Annotated in this window: 17 protein-coding genes and 1 pseudogene; 8 read left to right on the top strand and 10 right to left on the bottom strand. The window is 38.5% G+C overall.

Annotation, left to right across the window (positions count from 1 at the left end; genetic code table 11):
• The first annotated feature begins 161 nt into the window (after positions 1–161).
• The gene (locus tag L6I86_RS12075) at positions 162–368 is read left to right on the top strand and encodes a hypothetical protein (RefSeq protein WP_236287364.1); all 207 of its coding nucleotides are present in this window, start codon (positions 162–164) and stop codon (positions 366–368) included.
• A gap of 54 nt (positions 369–422) precedes the next feature.
• Here the strand turns inward: L6I86_RS12075 and L6I86_RS12080 are convergent, their stop codons facing one another.
• The gene (locus tag L6I86_RS12080) at positions 423–1,334 is read right to left on the bottom strand and encodes a LysR family transcriptional regulator (RefSeq protein WP_236287366.1); all 912 of its coding nucleotides are present in this window, start codon (positions 1,332–1,334) and stop codon (positions 423–425) included.
• Positions 1,335–1,680: 346 nt separating this feature from the next.
• Here L6I86_RS12080 and L6I86_RS12085 point away from each other — a divergent pair, with 346 nt between their 5' ends.
• The 6 genes from L6I86_RS12085 to L6I86_RS12110 all read left to right on the top strand — a co-directional run bounded on the left by L6I86_RS12085 (position 1,681) and on the right by L6I86_RS12110 (position 8,264).
• The gene (locus L6I86_RS12085; protein WP_236287368.1) at positions 1,681–2,664 is read left to right on the top strand and encodes an SLAC1 anion channel family protein; all 984 of its coding nucleotides are present in this window, start codon (positions 1,681–1,683) and stop codon (positions 2,662–2,664) included.
• A gap of 269 nt (positions 2,665–2,933) precedes the next feature.
• Positions 2,934–3,611 carry a DUF7002 family protein gene (locus L6I86_RS12090; RefSeq protein WP_236287370.1) on the top strand — a complete coding sequence of 226 codons (678 nt, stop codon included), beginning with the start codon at positions 2,934–2,936 and terminating at the stop codon, positions 3,609–3,611.
• A gap of 29 nt (positions 3,612–3,640) precedes the next feature.
• Entirely contained in the window at positions 3,641–4,567 is a 927-nt protein-coding gene (locus L6I86_RS12095) for a hypothetical protein (RefSeq protein ID WP_236287372.1), read from the top strand.
• 111 nt (positions 4,568–4,678) lie between these two features.
• Entirely contained in the window at positions 4,679–5,761 is a 1,083-nt protein-coding gene (locus L6I86_RS12100) for a GerAB/ArcD/ProY family transporter (protein ID WP_236287374.1), read from the top strand.
• The gene (locus L6I86_RS12105; RefSeq protein ID WP_236287376.1) at positions 5,758–7,161 is read left to right on the top strand and encodes a spore germination protein; all 1,404 of its coding nucleotides are present in this window, start codon (positions 5,758–5,760) and stop codon (positions 7,159–7,161) included. Before L6I86_RS12100 ends, L6I86_RS12105 begins: the two co-directional genes overlap by 4 nt.
• Positions 7,158–8,264: a Ger(x)C family spore germination protein gene (locus tag L6I86_RS12110; RefSeq protein WP_236287378.1), complete on the top strand. Its 1,107-nt coding sequence runs from the start codon at positions 7,158–7,160 to the stop codon at positions 8,262–8,264. The genes L6I86_RS12105 and L6I86_RS12110 overlap by 4 nt, the downstream gene beginning before the upstream one ends.
• A 692-nt stretch (positions 8,265–8,956) precedes the next feature.
• On the opposite strand, the gene L6I86_RS12115 is transcribed toward L6I86_RS12110, so the two are convergent.
• From L6I86_RS12115 to L6I86_RS12150, 8 genes and pseudogenes are all read right to left on the bottom strand, one after another.
• The gene (locus L6I86_RS12115; RefSeq protein ID WP_236287380.1) at positions 8,957–9,427 is read right to left on the bottom strand and encodes an SMI1/KNR4 family protein; all 471 of its coding nucleotides are present in this window, start codon (positions 9,425–9,427) and stop codon (positions 8,957–8,959) included.
• Positions 9,428–9,597: 170 nt separating this feature from the next.
• Positions 9,598–10,188: a hypothetical protein gene (locus L6I86_RS12120; protein WP_236287382.1), complete on the bottom strand. Its 591-nt coding sequence runs from the start codon at positions 10,186–10,188 to the stop codon at positions 9,598–9,600.
• 171 nt (positions 10,189–10,359) lie between these two features.
• Positions 10,360–10,761 carry a hypothetical protein gene (locus L6I86_RS12125; protein ID WP_236287384.1) on the bottom strand — a complete coding sequence of 134 codons (402 nt, stop codon included), beginning with the start codon at positions 10,759–10,761 and terminating at the stop codon, positions 10,360–10,362.
• Between the two features lie 170 nt (positions 10,762–10,931).
• Positions 10,932–11,609: a hypothetical protein gene (locus L6I86_RS12130; RefSeq protein ID WP_236287385.1), complete on the bottom strand. Its 678-nt coding sequence runs from the start codon at positions 11,607–11,609 to the stop codon at positions 10,932–10,934.
• Positions 11,610–11,686: 77 nt separating this feature from the next.
• Positions 11,687–11,971, bottom strand: a complete 285-nt coding sequence (locus L6I86_RS12135) for a DUF6881 domain-containing protein (protein WP_236287386.1) — start codon at positions 11,969–11,971, stop codon at positions 11,687–11,689.
• Positions 11,972–12,128: 157 nt separating this feature from the next.
• A complete protein-coding gene (locus L6I86_RS12140) occupies positions 12,129–12,599 on the bottom strand; it encodes an NUDIX domain-containing protein (protein WP_236287387.1) in 471 nt (156 codons plus the stop codon).
• A 252-nt stretch (positions 12,600–12,851) separates the two neighbouring features.
• A pseudogene (locus L6I86_RS12145) lies at positions 12,852–13,463 on the bottom strand (SDR family oxidoreductase).
• Positions 13,464–13,596: 133 nt separating this feature from the next.
• Positions 13,597–14,229, bottom strand: coding sequence for an FMN-dependent NADH-azoreductase (locus L6I86_RS12150; RefSeq protein WP_236287388.1), 633 nt, complete (start codon positions 14,227–14,229; stop codon positions 13,597–13,599).
• 133 nt (positions 14,230–14,362) lie between these two features.
• On the opposite strand from L6I86_RS12150, the gene L6I86_RS12155 reads away from it, so the two are divergent.
• Positions 14,363–14,722 (top strand): winged helix-turn-helix transcriptional regulator, encoded by a 360-nt coding sequence (locus tag L6I86_RS12155; RefSeq protein WP_236287390.1) that lies wholly within the window; start codon positions 14,363–14,365, stop codon positions 14,720–14,722.
• A gap of 1,064 nt (positions 14,723–15,786) precedes the next feature.
• On the opposite strand, the gene L6I86_RS12160 is transcribed toward L6I86_RS12155, so the two are convergent.
• Entirely contained in the window at positions 15,787–16,059 is a 273-nt protein-coding gene (locus L6I86_RS12160) for a hypothetical protein (RefSeq protein WP_236287392.1), read from the bottom strand.
• Positions 16,060–16,571: the final 512 nt, after the last annotated feature.

The following is a 16,571-nucleotide window of genomic DNA, read 5'->3' on the forward strand; positions in this document are numbered from 1 at the left end:
ATGAGGCTGTAAGAAGCAGAAGCGAGTGACCATTAAGTAAGAGTGAATCGAGCACGATAGCTAATCTAGCTATACATGATATGAAGACAACTATAAAGAGTTAGAACGATGCGATATATGAAATAAGGAGTCCATATTTCATTTAGGAAGGTGGAAAAGCGATGGAAACAGTTAAGTATGACATTGAATTAGACAATGCTATTTTATTTGGGCAATTTATCATGGTCATGAAGGATGGAAGAATTGTTGGATGGGGTATGATTGACGCATGGAATGAAAATGAGGTCAAAGTAGGTGACGAATGGTATTCACGTAAAAAATGTTCGTTTATTGTTTCGCCTGCGCCACAAACCTCTTTTTTTTCCTAATTAGGTAAGGAGCCGTCTAACGGCTCCTTTTTTCTTTGTAATTTTGAACCACGACTAAGCCAGTATCGTACTTTCTTCTGCTAATTTCAATTTAACAATATGATTTGATAATAAGTCGATAAATAACCGGGCAGCCTGGCTTACATACTTATCTTTATGATGGATGATACCGATTTCCCTTTGCAGCATAGGATTCACGATTTTAATAGCTGTTAATTGTTCATCGTTGTACATATTCAAGTAAGTTCTGGATAGCGCGGTCACGCCAGCACCCGACTTTACAAGGTCTATAATCGTTTCAATCGCCGTTGTCTCGATGATCGGCTCCATATTTATGCCACAGACGCTGCTGTTTAGATCGATAATTTGACGGCATTTATGGGATTGGGGGAAAAGGATGAGCGGGTAACTGCTGATTTCGTCAAAGTTAATGCTTTCACGGTCGGCTAAAACGTGGTCTCTAGAAACTGCTAAATAGATATCTTCTTTGTACAATGGAATTTTACGAATGCGTTCATCTTCGACAGGAAAAATGGTGATAGCCAGATCAATTTGATTCTGTATGACTCGCTCCACAATATCGTCTAGATTTAGAATTTTAATTTGTACCTCAGGATAAATATGATGAAAGTCGAGCAATAAAGACGAAACAAGCTGAGTTAACTCACCAGGAAGTGCACCTATGGATAAAGTTCCGCGATTAACCTTCTGAAGCTCCAAAATTTGTACTTTGACGTTATTTAAAGAAGAAAAAATCACTTTGCACTCATCTAATAAAATTTTACCTGCTTCGGTAATTGCAATCTTTTTGCCAATACGATCAAATAATGGAACCCCTAACTCATCCTCTAGCGATTTAATTTGATGACTCAGCGTCGGCTGACTCATGCCCAGTTTCTCTGAAGCCCTTGTAAAATGCAACTCTTCACAAATGGCTATAAAATATTCCAGCTGTCGAAACTCCATTGGTATACCTCACTTTTAAATTGTTATTGACAATTAGTAGTATGTATGTCGCGAAAAGTAAATGTGTTGTATCAATCCTTTAAACTTATACTTTATCATAAACTCCCTCAATTTATGTAGAAATTAAGTGGAGTCAATCATCCATATTATTAATGATAACAATAGAATATCGAATATTGATACTTTTCATCAATTATTCAATAATGATATTTATGTTGATAGAACAACTACCTTTTAATAGGTAAATTAGGGAGGGGATAAAATTAGTTTACAAGGTGGGAAATCGAATTCCTTTTGAGTTTGATCATATACACAAAAAAATGATAGAAAGTAGTGACCATCAAACATGCAAACCATAACTGCCATACCCAAACAAAAAAGCATTGGTTCTGTACAATTTTTACCTGTTAATCTATTTGCGTCGGTTATGGGAATTTCAGGTCTGTCATTGGCTTGGAGACAAGCAAGTAAGCTATTCGGTACTTCACTTGTAATCGCTGATATTATTGGAATTGCCGCGGTACTCATGTTTATCGTATTAAGCTTAGGATATATTTCTAAGTGGATTCTATACCCACAAAAAGTCAAAGATGAATTTAAGCATCCTATCATAGGAAATTTCTTTGGTACGATCACGATTGCCATTCTATTGCTATCTTCCGTGGTCGGGACTTACAGTGGACTGACTGGTCAAGTGCTCTGGATCATCGGAACTGTAACGACGTTAGCGCTAAGTTTTATCATCGTTACACGCTTGTTAGACGGGAATCACGAGCATGGTCATGCGGTACCTGCTTGGCTTATTCCTGGGGTTGGGACCCTTGATATTGCGGTTGCAGGTGGGAGTATGCCGTTTGCATGGGCGCATGAAATTAATCTACTTTCTTTAGCGATCGGCGGAATTGTGGCTTTAGTTTTCCTTACCATGATCCTATCCAGATTGATACATCATGCTCCAATGCATTCAGGATTAACGCCTTCAATGCTTATTATGATTGGACCGTTTGAGGTAGGATTTCTTGGCTATATTAATTTTGAGCATAGAATTGATCAGTTTGCATCGATCTTGTTTTACTTTGGTCTGTTCTTGTTCATTGTATTGTTCTTCAAAGTATTTAAAAAGTCAATTCCGTTTGGCGCTTCCTGGTGGGGTGTTAGTTTTCCATTGGCTGCACTCAGCAACGCTGCCTTGCAATATGCGATATTTGTACATTCCTGGCCGCTAATTGCCATTGCTACAATCATTCTTGTCTTGATGAACATCGTTTTGGTCGTTCTCTTTGTTCGAACAATAAAAGCGCTCTTTAATGGGAATCTGCTTAAAGGGTGATCAAAATTTAAAAGGCAGCAAGACTGTCGGATAATAGAGATCCATTCTTCAGATACTATTAGTGAACTTCTTAATTTTAATAAACACAAGAAAAATCAAACAACAGTCCAATGATTCTCAATAAATCTTTGGACTATTCTTTATGATACAAACGGATCCTGTTATAGAAATGAAGCATCATTATGATAGAAAACGTGATATTGATCGTATACATATTGATTTACTATAATTAAATTGCGCACAAAATGAGAGCTGAGAGGTATCCAGCTATGAACGATTTCATTGTAAAAAAAATAACGAACAGCTCAAAGAGGAAGTCATTATTTCACTTTACGAGGGCACGAAATTTGCCTTCCATATCACATGTGGATGCTTTGTATTCTTGTAATCAAGCAAATCCACATTTATCAGATGAAAGGAGGGAAGTGAGGAGAGAAATTCAATTTCATGGACATGTTTTTGTAGCAAACGCGCATTTAAAGATTGCCGATCAGGTAATGGATGCAAACACCACTCATCTGGAATTTCATAAATATGTGGATAAGCACGTATTTTTTTGGCCGACGCATCTAGATTGTCAGAAAATGCTGGCCATTTACTCAAAAAGAGAACCAAATGAAGTTTTCGCTATCCTGCAATTAGATGCTCAATCTCTGATGACTGACTTTTATGACATGATTAAGCTAACAAAGTACGATTCGGGAAGCTCACCACGCTATCCAGCTCGCACTTCATATAAAAAAAGTTTGCAAATGTTTTTACCAATAGATCAATTTGAGATTGTAAAGCGAAATGATGTGCCTTCAAAACCATCTGAGATACGCGAGGTCCTGGTAGAAGGGAAAGTAACGAATGTGACCCACTATTTACAAACCGTGTATTGTGATAATCGTAGCTGGATAAATGAAAATTGGAGGAAGTATACACAATCTTTACAAGGATTTTAAATGGGGGGCTCGAAAGGAGGGCTATAGAAATGATTTGGAATACGTTAAAATCAAGAGGTTTTCTATCGGGATATGGGTTAGTTGTTCTTATGCTTATATGTTCAGTATGTCTACAACAAAAGGAAATTCTCTTCCCAGAAATTGCTGGTATGGCCATGGGTGTGATGGTATTTACAGTTCCACATTGGATGAAGAAGCCCCTTCATCTGTGGCTTTCTCCGACAATAGCTGCATTCCTGGGAACTTCCTTGAACGGGCTATCCATAACGCCTCTGTTCAAACTTTGGTTAGGTTTTGTTATTATAGTCGTTCTCATGCACATATTTCGTGTCAATTTTGGACCAACAATTCCAGCTGCCTTGCTGCCGATCTTTTTAGGTTTGCAGGACTATGTATTTGCGATTACGACTGGCCTGTTTACTTTTGTGATTATGTTAGCCGCTTTTAAATTGAGGAAGCCAGAAAAGTTAACGCCAAGTGGTCCGCAAAATTTTCGGAAAATAACGGATACGGTTATCATTAGCATCATTTTATGTCTTTGGATCGGACTGGCATTCGCAACTAATCTAGAAGTTATCGTGGTTCCACCTGTATTTGCCCTCATCTTCGAGGTGTTTCATACGGAGAAATTTAGTTGGAAATTGATTCCACCTCGGTTAGCGGTATTGACACTCACAGCTCTTCTTGCGGTTGGCGTCTATCATTTATTGCCCGGTTCAATCGTTTGGGTTGGTGTAATTAATGTCCTGATAACACTCATTTTCTGTATGTTGTTTAAAACACCTGTACCTGTTGCATTCGGTGTCTCGTTAATGCCACTGATCGTTCCAGCATGGGGGAGCTGGGGTTTTCCAGTAGGTGTCTTTGTCACTTCAGGTGCTTTGATGTGTATATCAGCAGCCTACCGTCAATTAAGAAATAAACAAGCGATACAACAACTGACTGAACGCAGCTAAAATAAATCGGAAAATCCGCCGAAAAGCGGATTTTTTGGCTTTCAATCTAATACCTAATCTTGGGATAAAAAACTAATGTGAAGGAAAATATAGGAACAGGAGGTGAGCTCAATGTCTACATTTTCCAATCCTAAAATAAATCCTTTACATGCCTGCATTCTATGTGTGAGTGGAACTTTAGCCTTAGCACAAATTTCAGGCGCAATCATTCTCATTGAACAAGCAAAACGGGATGCTTTTGTCAGTAGCATTTTCGGCTGCATAGTGTACCTTTTATATGCCTTTTGGATTTATAAAATTGCAAATAATCATGCGCCTAACCAATCCTTCCTTGATGTTCTTGAACTTAAAATGGGGAGATGGGTCGTGTGGGTAATCAAATATTGGATAACCTTATATTTGATCTGTGAATTGTTTGTCATTGATAAAAATATTGTCATCTGGGTTAAATCTTTATTTCTGCCATTTACGCCTATATGGGCAATTTCGTTGCCCTTATTAATTGTTTGTGCTTATTTAGCTGTGAAGGGTATTAAACCGATCGCTATTTCCTATTCTGTATTAATGCCGATAATCATACTATTGATTGTATTTATGGCGGTGTTTACTTTTAAATATAGACATTTTGACCTGCTGATGCCGCTGTTCAGTGAAGAAACGCGGCACATTGTACTAGGCACTTCTACCACTGCTAGGGTTGGCATGGAATTGTTTTGGGTATTATTACTGAAACCTCATACGGAAGGTACATTCAAATGGAAACACTTTGTAGCATTGGTGTCCGTTAGTTCGTTTTTTATTATCAATGCTGTTATGAGTATTTTGACGATATTCGGTACATATGAAGCTTCTAAACAGCGATTTCCGCTTTTTACACTATGGCGATTAGTTAGAATCAGCAGTTTTGTGGAGCATCTTGACTTTTTATCAATTTACCAGTGGCTATGTAGTACTGCAATTCTAATGAGTCTCGGGTTGTTTTTAATAGGTGACTTGCTGACAACCAAGCGTCGGAATAATAAAATTGCAATCGTGGTATGCACGACAGCCTTATTTATCGGTGTAGAGGTTCATTTTAACGATACCGATTTTTTAGCTTTTACTAAAAACTACTTCTACCCACTATCTATGTTTTCTATTCTCTGTTGGACTTTCATCGCCTACTTGACAACAAGAAAAAGAGGGTTGTTATGAACATCAAACATGCCAAAGAAGCTGATTTTAGGGCATTATTCTCGTCTTGTTACGATGTCAAATTTCAGATGCGAAGCGGTGCTCAAGTTGTTTACTGCGAAGGTATGGTGGATAGTAAGCAGTTAAATGAGAATGTACTTCCGCGCATGACCGACATGATTCGAAACGATGAGTTAAAGCTAATTGACGAGAACGAGGAGCTAAGCCTAATTGAGCAACGCGTTTTTTCAGGAAACGTGATTGTTTTATTTTTTCACGAAAATGGCACACATGTCTATGAAGCAGATATATCCAATCCGCCAAAACGCCAGCCCGAAGAATCCATCAGCGAAATATCGATTCGCGGTCCACGTGATGGTTTTACAGAGGAAGTAATCACGAATGTTGCTCTCATTCGCAAACGCTTAAAAACCAGATCCCTTCAATATGAACATTTCACTGTAGGGAGCAGGGGGAATGTTAGTTTAGCTATTCTGTATATCAAAGACATTATTAACCCTGATTTCATCGTTGAAGCAAAACGTCGAATTACTCAAATCGATGTGGACTCCATTATTGGATGTGCGCAGTTGGAAGAATATTTAAGTGACTCTAGCGATTCCATATTTCCATTAGTGGATACAATTGGAAGGCCTGACTTCGCTGCAGAGGCGCTGCTACGAGGTAGATTTGTGATCATTTTGGACGGATCTCCAATGGTAATCATCGGACCCTCTAATCTTACCGAGCAATTAAAATCACCCGAGGATGCTCATTCTTCTTACTACTACACGATATTTCAACGTATATTACGACTCATCGGTTTAGTAACGGCAATGTTTCTGCCTGGATTCTATATTTCATTGATCTGCTTTAATATTGACCAAATTCCTTTTCCTTTACTTGCAACTATTGGTGAAGCACGTAAGGGAATACCTTATTCAACGACAATAGAAAACTTCTTGATTTTTGGCTTATTCGAATTGTTCCGTGAAGCTGGCATACGTCTGCCGAAACCAGTAGGACAAACGGTAACGGTAGTAGGGGGGCTTATCATTGGGGATGCTGCGATTCGTTCTGGACTTGCCTCTTCAGCGTTGCTCATGGTTACAGCAGCTTCTGCCGTTGCATCCTTTACGTTGGTTAACCAATCCTTAACAGGTACTGTCACTCTTATTCGAATTTATATGTTGCTGATATCCTCCATTTTGGGTATATATGGATTTTGTATTGGTTTAATTTCAGTGGTAGCATATACCTCAACACTGACGTCATTCGGTATTTCGTACTGGTCTCCAATCGCCGAACTCAATGTGAAGTCATCCATAATCGCACTATTTAACCGACCTTACAAATCCAAAAACAAGAGACCTAGCATTTTACAACCGACAGATTCTACGTCACAAGGAGAGAGAAAATGAAACCAGTGGTGCTCATAATTACTCTCTGTTGTACGATGTGCCTGTCCGGATGTTGGGACAATAAAAATCTTCAAGATCTGCTTTATGCGACTGCAATAGGGGTTGATTATAAAAATAAAATGTATGAGGTATACATCCAAACCGTATCTTTTGGCAATGTCGCTAAGTCGGAGACTGGAGGTGGAGTGAACGGACCACAGGTGTATGTCGGTAAAGGAAGAGGGAAGTCGCTCGCTTTGGCATTAGGTGATATTTATAATACGGTACAAAGAAGAATATATTGGAGTCATGTTCGCACATATCTATTTACCGAAAATGCAATTCAATCTGGTGGTGATGATTACTTCGATAACTTAAAGAGATATAGAGAATTTCGATATACGCCATGGATATTCGGCACAAAAGGATCGATAGAAGAGATCTTTAAAACGCCATCTTTTTTTCAAATGTCACCGATTACCAACTTACTTGGCCAACCAGAAGAAAATTATCTTCAAAGATCATTCATAAAGCCATTGCTTGCTCAAGAATATCAAATTAATCTCAATGAACCCGGTGAGACGGCTAAAGTGCCAACCCTAACCATTGATACAACAGCATGGCAGTCTGAAAAGAAAACTGAAGAAAAATTGAAAATAAACGGTGTGTTTGTCGTACGAAAAAACGGCTTTCAAGGCTGGATGGCCAACAGTCAGCTTAGCGGATTGCGTTGGATGGAAAAAGAGACAACAAGATCACCCATTGAGATTAAACCTGCGATCATTTCACTTGAATATCCCAAATCTAAAATTACAGTTACAGAAAAAGATGGGAAGACAGTTTTTAATATTGAGGTTAACGTTACGGGGAATATAGTAGAGTTACTTGACAGCCATCCATCCGAGCAAGAATTGCAGAAAGAGGCAGAGGAACAAATCATAAAAGAAATCCGAGCTACATTTGAAGAAGGGTTACGCATAGAGGCTGATTTGTACAATTTTCGCAATGTGATGTTTAAGAAGAAAATGAAAAACTGGCAAGATATTGAGCTTACTTCTTCATCCTTAAACCAAATCAATGTTCATGTTTATATTCAACATACTGGGGAGCTTAAGAAAATGTAAGTGAAATATAACTGAATCTGAAAAAGGTACAGTTATATTTCAGGACTTTAGATTAAATCAAAAATCAAAGATTACAAACACTACAAACACTACAAACTACAAACACTACAAACTACAAACACTACAAACACTACAAACACTACAAACACTACAAACACTACAAACACTACAAACACTACAAACACTACAACAATTAAAAGACTAAATCAAAAGACTACTTCACAAAATCCGTATTTTATACATATGTAGTTTGGTTATTTTTATTTGTCCAGAGTGAGTAGTGTCGGATGACAAGAAAGTGTTCCGATAATTGACAAGAAACTGTTCCGATTCCCCATCCATCCAATGTTAATTAAACAATTCCAATACGTAGCAAATTCCGAATGAAGTTATCATCCCTTAATATAGAATTCTTTATTCCAAAGATCCCATTCTTCCATTTCTGAATGTTTTTATTGAAAGGGCTCCCGCACCCTTTCCAATAATACTGTTTACTTTTTGCATGAAGAATTGGATTAAAAGGCACTTTCAATCTCCTGTTATGAAAAATTTATCGCCGTCATACAAATATTTCCTTCTCTTTCAATTTCGATATATTATCCTGCCCGTTACTTAAACGGATAACGGCAGCCGATCGTATGCCGGCTGCCGTTATGTCGTGATTGAACTATCGTTCCCAGTTAGTTGAATGGTTATATGATTGCATTCTTAAATAAATCAACTAAGCTCCCAGCTAACAGAACATTTCTAAAATCATCATGGTATATTCGAAATACCTTTGGTTCTTCTGTATTTAGATTGATAAAAATAGGGTCGCCGCTGCCATGTGAACAAGTCGCTATATAAATATAACCGTCTTGTAATACAGAAATCCCAGGCTCATACTCAGTACATTCTTGAATTATGCTATTTACATCCCCCCACATCATATATGAAATTCCATCATAATCATCATCTGGTTCGTTTTCTTGGACTCCGAATTCAGCATCTATTATTGGGACGGTTGTATATAGTTCATAAAACCACTCAGGTAATTTCGTTTTTAATTTGCGTTCTAACTCAATAATGTCGGCTTTACTTGCTATTTGACCGACGAACTTTGGATATTTAGTTTTGATTCTTTCAACTAAACTCTGAGCTTCAAAAATTATTTCGTTGGACATGATTATTTGCTCCCGTCTCTATAGAAGATCTACTTGCCGAATGCCGATTTCGCGAATTTCTATGCATGTAGGTATTCGCGAAACGATTAAACTATCCTCCCGTTACTTTAATAAAATGGAGCAGTTGCTTGTTAGCAATCTGCTCCTTGTTGTCTAATAATATTTTTTTATCATTCTTTATTCTTAGGTTTTTCCACTAAAAACTCGATCTCTGCGTTTAAGCAAAGACTTTCTTGACTCACCATCGATTCATTCAAGGGATTGAACATAGCTGATCCAACTATCTGGTAGTCCCCATTAAGTAGTGTTCCTTTATTGGATGCCTCCCACAAAGCTTTGATGTAGTCTACATATTCTTTTTGATCTTCCGAACCATATCCACCACGAGGCTTAAATATCTCTCTCAGTGGTATTCCCTTTTTTAGGACAGTCACGCGTACAGGCTCTTTCATACCGTACCTGATATCGTAATTCCTCGTTTTCTCTTTCAACGGGAAATAGAACGGTGAGTCAGCATGGGCGATTTTAATTTCTGGTTCATCTCCCACGTATTCCAACTCCGCATAGACCACTACTTTCTCGCTTTCTGTGTATACTGACTTCTCTGACACGAGGCGGTAGACAAAATCTCCTTCAGCCACCGTATTTGCATTTGAGCGAATCGGTGATTCTTTTACGTTGTGCTCGTTAGGCTTTTCATCTCTTGAACATCCTACCAACAAGAAGACAACGGTAAAAATAACAACCATAAACTTACCCAACCCTATTCACCCCATACGTTCTTTACTGTAATGTTCTTAATTTAACATGCGATGAATACGAAGGAATACAGACAATTTGTTCCATTATTCTGCCCTTTAGTTAAGTAAAGGGCTGCCACGCGGCAGCCCTTATTAATAGACCATAGTTATCAGTTTACGGAACATTAAAGCCTATTCAGCTCTAGGGTTTTTAAATAAACCGATAATTTCTATAATCTCGGCTTCAGCAACACGCCTTGGTCCTTCCATAAAATATCCTTTAAGTCCTACTTTAATATCATGAATATGTCTTTCAGCACGTGCTTTCGGAAACATTATCCACATTCTAGCGTTGCCTGATTCTAATACTGAACGTGTCTCATTAATAATTAAGTCTCCGTTTTCATCTTCGAACTCAGGGTGGATGACTCTCAACTCAATCCCTGTGTCTAAAAAATCCTCTTCTAAAGCAAAATCACTTCTATATCCTTGTCTAGGTAGTATTTTCCTACCTCCTTCTTCTTGCGTATAAAATCTATATTTAACTTTAAAATCAGGTGGAAACCCGCGATTTACTTCATTTGATATCCACATGAGAGTACCTCCAAAAATGTATTAATGAAGGTATTCTCTGCAGTGAGAATATTTCCTTTATTTGTAACTAACCTGCCCGTTACTTAAATGAAAACAGGGAGCAGCTGCCACGGCATCTACTCCCAGGTTTGTTTGAACTCTCGTTCCTCGTTAGCTTAACATTCGATAAGTTAATAAATATATCTAAAAGTAGAGAAGTCTGTGCCTTCTTTCTGTATTTTTGTTTTAAATTCTTTAGCACCATTCTTTTGTATTAGAATAGTACCAATTTCCTCTTCACTGACGTTGTAATGTCTTTTATTCAGGAAGCCCACGCTTCTAATTGTTGGGTGTTCAATTATTGGGGTTAGGTCACCATCGCTTACGTTGGTGTCAACAAAACGAAAATCAATCAAATTAGGAAACTCATTTAGAAATTTTAAACTTTCAATATCACCACAAGAATTAAGGCAAAGAACACGAAGATTTCTAAGCGAAAACAACTCTTCCGCTGGAACGAATTTTTTTGATTGGTTAATATGCAAATGCTCCAACGTATCAGCTACTTTAGCAAGACCGTTATCGCTGTGTAATTTGGTACAGTAGTGGAGTTCTAAACGCTTCAATTTATTAAATTTTTCTAATCCGATGAAATTCTGTATGTTAGACCAGTTTAGTTCTAAGTAGCGGAAATTTTCAGGAATATCAACAAAATTGCCCAACTTATTTATCTTGTGATGCCATAAGATTAGATACTCAACATCTTGTTTTTCAACTTTTTTTAATTTTGCTTCCTTCAAATCAATTACATGAAAGAGACTTTTGGGGAGCTGGTCAAACCATATCGTATTATTTCTCCAGTAATCCATTTTCTGACCCCCCATACATTCATGAGCCTTATGTTGTTCATGCTATCGTTCTCCTAGTTGAGTGTTAAAAACGGGCATTACAGGAGTGGTACAACTTTATCACTCCAAAACTTTTCAAACTCTTCTTTTAAGATTGTTTTTGGTATAAAATCAACCTCGGTCGCTATCTCCTCAATACTGGGGACAGACTCAATAGATAATCTTGTATTCATCACTTCAACATCCTGATAAGCGAAGCCGACTTTCCCATTTCTGTATATTTCAATTTTCCTTGTTTCAAATCGGTTTTCATCTATTTCAGAAATCAAGATGATTGGTTCGTCAATAAAACTATGTTTCCATTCAACATAAATATACTCCATGTATCGGTTTCCCTTCGATTACTTTTTCTTCTTTATTTTAACATTCCTTGTTGAAGAATTCTGCCCTTTAGCTGAGAAGGCTACCGATCCAATGCTGTCGGCAGCCTTCTCCTGATGTTTATTGAGCTATTGTTTATAGTTAGCTGAAGGAGAGTGTTTAATTTATATCTCCCGTATAGAATCCATGTGGTATTTCACCATCTGCAATTTTAATTATGTTTTTAATCAATCCTTTTGGGAAAAACCTAAATTCATTAAGATTTGTTACTGGAATCCACTCAATCCCAATGCAGTCCTCATCTGGGGCAATCCCATTTCCGATATTATGCTCATCCACTATTTCACAAATAAAAACATGGTCCACCACATGAGTTTTTGGGTCTATCAAATTGTTTTCATGATGATTCTTACCAATGTACTCCCTAAGAAACACGAATTGCTTTACTTTTATAAGGCATCCTACTTCCTCTAGAAATTCTCTCTGAAGGGTTTCAACTAAATTTTCACTATGTTCTTGACCGCCACCTGGTAAGGTATAGTCAGCTTCGAATTTATCATCATATTTCTTGATGGTTAACAATCTATTATTTTTAATTACGATTCCCTTTACACCACTTCGAACTTTCAAGGCGTTTCCTCCTGTCAAAGGGCATTTTATTTAGTTACTTATTCGAGAGGGATTTCGTCATTCCTGTATGGTTTCTATTGAAAGTAATCTGCCCAATAGCTTAATGAGGCTGCCGGATCAATTTCTCGGCAACCTCACTTTTTAGTTCCTTAACTAATGTTCCCTGTTAGCTCAATGAGTCAGTTAAATAGTATCCCTTTAATATTTGCTTCGAAGTCATCTACGTCCTTGGCAGGGTTATTACCCAAAACGTTAGCTATTAAGGTCCCATATTATCGCTTGATACATTTTTTCTACATATATGTCGATTTCGTCACGTGACATGCGCAAGCGATTCATGGACGAGCCATAGCCAATCTCCTGTTTACCTTCTTCAAGTCCCTGGAAAATTCTATCCGCAAATGCATCTAAAGGTTCTCCATTATTACGGGTGAAGGTAGTTTGGACAGCCAGCGGAGCCACTTCAATGACTTCTACATATGCATCGGAAAGTTGGTGTCTTAGACTCATTGTAAAGGAATGTAGCGCCTTTGTTGCCGAATAAATTGGGCTAATTGCTAGGGGGGTGAAGGCCAACCCAGACGTAGCATTCACAATTGCCGTATCTTGCTTAGTTGAAAAAAATGGTGCAACAGCAGAGAAAGATGAACAGGTGCTTCAAAGTTGATCGCAATTTCACTGTTGTAATGAAACTGGTCCCCAATCCCCGCATTATTCACTAATAGATTCAAGCCCAAGATCACTAACTCGAGTAATGAGACTTGGAAACTTCTCCTTAGCATCCTGCAGAACACTTTCACGTCGTCCGCAGACAATGACCGTATTGCCAGCTTTGATAAACCGCTCTGCAAAAGCTAGACCAATTCCAGAGCCTCAGCCAGTAATCAGTATCGTGTTCCCTGAAAGTTTCATCAGAGTTGCCTCCTTGTTTATAAATTTAGTGTGTCTAGTCAAAGTTATCCATTAAATTTAAGGTTTTGGGAGTCAAATCCGCTTATTAGAAACGTTTGGCAACTTCCTTAGCATGCGCAATTGCCTCTTCTTTAATGGCTGGAGCTCGCTCTGATGATGCTGTTCCTTCAGCAAAAATGGCCTCCATAGATTGAATCCCATAGAACTGCAAAATCTTTTTCAGATAGCTGTATCCCATTTCAACTTCAGCAAGAGGACCTTCCGAGTAAACGGAACCGCTAGCTTGAATGTGCAAGGCTTTCTTGCTGGACAACAGACCTATAGGACCATTCTTGGTATATTTGAACGTCTTGCCCGGAACTGAAGTCGCATCCGTGTATGCTTTCAATACCGGAGGGATCGAGAAATTCCACATGGGGGAAACATACACGTACTTATCGGCAGTTACGTATTGATCGACAATCGCTTCAAGACGAGCTACTTTTGATTGCTCGGTTTCGGACAGTTGATCGAAAGACAAACCCGAACGAAGCTTTGCCCAACCACGCAAAACATCTGCATCGAATTGCGGAATATTCTCTTTGTATAGATCCAAATGAACAACTTCATCTGTCGGATTAGCTTCACAGTACGCTTCAATAAATTCTTTACCTACCGCGAGGCTAAAAGATTCCTCAGGATCAAGAGGATGTGCGGTGATATACAGTACATTTGCCATGAATCAAAACTTCCTTTCTGTAATTAAATTAAGTACACTTTCAAGAATGATCATATAATATGTACTTACTTATTTAAAGTAGGCACAATTATGTGGTATAGTATGAAAAAAGGTACTGTAACGGAGGAAACATATGCAAAAGAAACCTGTCCAATGTCAATTCGTTGCGGCGCTAGATTCGATCGTAGGCAAGTGGAAGCCGATTATCCTTTATCATTTGCTTCAAGGCAAACCTCTGCGGTTCAATGAGCTAAGAAGATTGCTGCCCGATATCACGCAAAGGATGCTTACGCTCCATCTGCGCGAATTGGAGGAGGATGAGCTCGTTAAACGAGTCATTTATCCGCAGATCCCTCCGAAAGTGGAATACTCCATCACTGAATACGGCATGAGCCTGTCTCCGATTCTGGAAGCCTTACATCAATGGGGAGCGGCCCATGTCGAGCGAAAGCAGCTCAAAAAGGAGAATAATGAACAAACAGAAACGGACTAGCGTTCGAAATTACGCTAGTCCGTTTAATTCTGTATCGAGTTAAAATATAACGATAGTGAATATAAGGTATGTCTAGCACAGCGACGTGCCAGAACATAAAGGAGATAGCCCATCCTGCCAAACTGAAAGTTCAGCACGAACAGCTTGCCCAGCGCAAGATCGAGGCAGAGAGACAACAAGCAAACAAGGCCTCTCCCACTAAAACGGCGAAGATACCGCATCGTTCTGTTATCAAAAAAACTCTCAGAAGCCTTCTCCGTTGAGCGCGACCCTTCCCCAACCCGTGCCGGTCAACGCGTTATTGAAGGCTCCTTCGAGATTACCCCCTAAAACTTGCCCTTACTTGTGATATGGTTTACCCCGAATGACCTTAAACTGTCCTCCGTTAGTACAACGCGGCCACCGATTCTAGTCGGCAGCCGCGATGAGGTTATTTATTGAGCTACGAGTATCATCATTCTCCTGGACGACACGATATTAATTATTTAAACAACAACTTGGAAAACTACCTTATCTTCTATGCAGGTAGAGGACGTTAATCTGATACGTTCATAAAAAGACAAGTGCAGCTAATTTCGCTGCACTTGTTGGGTTTATTACAACTTCATTTATCCGCTAAATAGTTATAGCGGCTTCCCCACATTACTGCCTTTCACTGTTTAACTAACGTTTATCGTTAGCTCAATTGAGTTACTTTAATGAATTAATAAACGAATCTAAAATCTTGACCGCTAGTTCATAATGATTAGATTCCAATCGTGTGTATAGGATTAGCTCTAACTCATTATCCAGGTCATGGAAAAGTTTTTCTGATGTCTTACTCGGTATTGTTGACTCAGGTAATGGAGGAGACGTGATTAATCTGCTCTGTAATTCTTCAATCCCAAACTCCTTATTTTTAAAGCGTTCAATTATGGTTTCAAAATGATGAATGCTAATTTGAAGTTAACCTCCTATATTGAGCTAACGTTCCCAGTTAGCGTAGCGAGCTAAGTTCGCTCTATGATAAGTTCCTCGTTAGTTCAATAAGAGGACACATTTTAGCAAACAACTTCATTTGTTAATTAAGTAATTATTTCCGTAATGTTTGGAAAAGCACCATCTCTAAAACACAGAGCAATCCTCGTTCCTGCTCTGTTAAATACCCACTGTGCAAGACCTGACGGTACATCCGCAATGGTTGTTAATTCGGTAATCATTTTTGTCTTTTTGTTCAATTGTATTCTTCCGAACTTATCAAGGTTGTCAATAATGGAGTCATAATGATTGATACTAAACTTATAAATAACAATTTCTTCATCCTCGAATTCCTTATATAGATAAACAGGATAGGCCATCATATAACCTCCACCAAATAATTCTATATACTTGAAAATATTCGGCGAAGTGATTACGCTATCCTGCCCGTTAGTTTAGTCGATAAGCGTCCCTCTTCCTACGCTCTGTCGGGAATGAGATAAAGTTCTTGTAAAAAATCAGGAATGGGATAAAGTTCTTGTCATTTGGTTTTGACAAGAACTTTAAAAAAGCCACGATTTACGCGGCCTCTTTTGAGATAAGGTTCTTGTCACCCGACAAAAAAGGGCAGCTGCCGGAATGGCGATCTGCTCCCGGGTGCTGCCTAGACTGGACAGAAAGAATTATTGGCCGCTGTTAATGTAAAGAACCATGCCGAATACTGGTTCCCATAAAAAAAGTACAGAACACCGGTAGTCGCTTTCACAGTGTTCTGTCATTGCATATGCTATTCACAGCGCCATTCCAAGCAATCTACGGAATTTAATGTTACGAATCCTTTAGCAGGCTTTTCTTATTCGCAATTTTGTAATCCAGTACGCCTAAAATTTTC

The organism is Paenibacillus allorhizoplanae (genome assembly GCF_927798215.1).
GTDB classification, from domain to species: domain Bacteria; phylum Bacillota; class Bacilli; order Paenibacillales; family NBRC-103111; genus Paenibacillus_E; species Paenibacillus_E allorhizoplanae.

Excerpts from the sequence above, each read along its gene's own strand:
- L6I86_RS12075 (WP_236287364.1), top strand. The coding sequence starts at position 162 with ATGGAAACAGTTAAGTATGACATTGAATTAGACAATGCTATTTTATTT.
- L6I86_RS12080 (WP_236287366.1), bottom strand. The coding sequence starts at position 1,334 with ATGGAGTTTCGACAGCTGGAATATTTTATAGCCATTTGTGAAGAGTTG.
- L6I86_RS12085 (WP_236287368.1), top strand. The coding sequence starts at position 1,681 with ATGCAAACCATAACTGCCATACCCAAACAAAAAAGCATTGGTTCTGTA.
- L6I86_RS12090 (WP_236287370.1), top strand. The coding sequence starts at position 2,934 with ATGAACGATTTCATTGTAAAAAAAATAACGAACAGCTCAAAGAGGAAG.
- L6I86_RS12095 (WP_236287372.1), top strand. The coding sequence starts at position 3,641 with ATGATTTGGAATACGTTAAAATCAAGAGGTTTTCTATCGGGATATGGG.
- L6I86_RS12100 (WP_236287374.1), top strand. The coding sequence starts at position 4,679 with ATGTCTACATTTTCCAATCCTAAAATAAATCCTTTACATGCCTGCATT.
- L6I86_RS12105 (WP_236287376.1), top strand. The coding sequence starts at position 5,758 with ATGAACATCAAACATGCCAAAGAAGCTGATTTTAGGGCATTATTCTCG.
- L6I86_RS12110 (WP_236287378.1), top strand. The coding sequence starts at position 7,158 with ATGAAACCAGTGGTGCTCATAATTACTCTCTGTTGTACGATGTGCCTG.
- L6I86_RS12115 (WP_236287380.1), bottom strand. The coding sequence starts at position 9,427 with ATGTCCAACGAAATAATTTTTGAAGCTCAGAGTTTAGTTGAAAGAATC.
- L6I86_RS12125 (WP_236287384.1), bottom strand. The coding sequence starts at position 10,761 with ATGTGGATATCAAATGAAGTAAATCGCGGGTTTCCACCTGATTTTAAA.
- L6I86_RS12130 (WP_236287385.1), bottom strand. The coding sequence starts at position 11,609 with ATGGATTACTGGAGAAATAATACGATATGGTTTGACCAGCTCCCCAAA.
- L6I86_RS12135 (WP_236287386.1), bottom strand. The coding sequence starts at position 11,971 with ATGGAGTATATTTATGTTGAATGGAAACATAGTTTTATTGACGAACCA.
- L6I86_RS12150 (WP_236287388.1), bottom strand. The coding sequence starts at position 14,229 with ATGGCAAATGTACTGTATATCACCGCACATCCTCTTGATCCTGAGGAA.
- L6I86_RS12155 (WP_236287390.1), top strand. The coding sequence starts at position 14,363 with ATGCAAAAGAAACCTGTCCAATGTCAATTCGTTGCGGCGCTAGATTCG.
- L6I86_RS12160 (WP_236287392.1), bottom strand. The coding sequence starts at position 16,059 with ATGGCCTATCCTGTTTATCTATATAAGGAATTCGAGGATGAAGAAATT.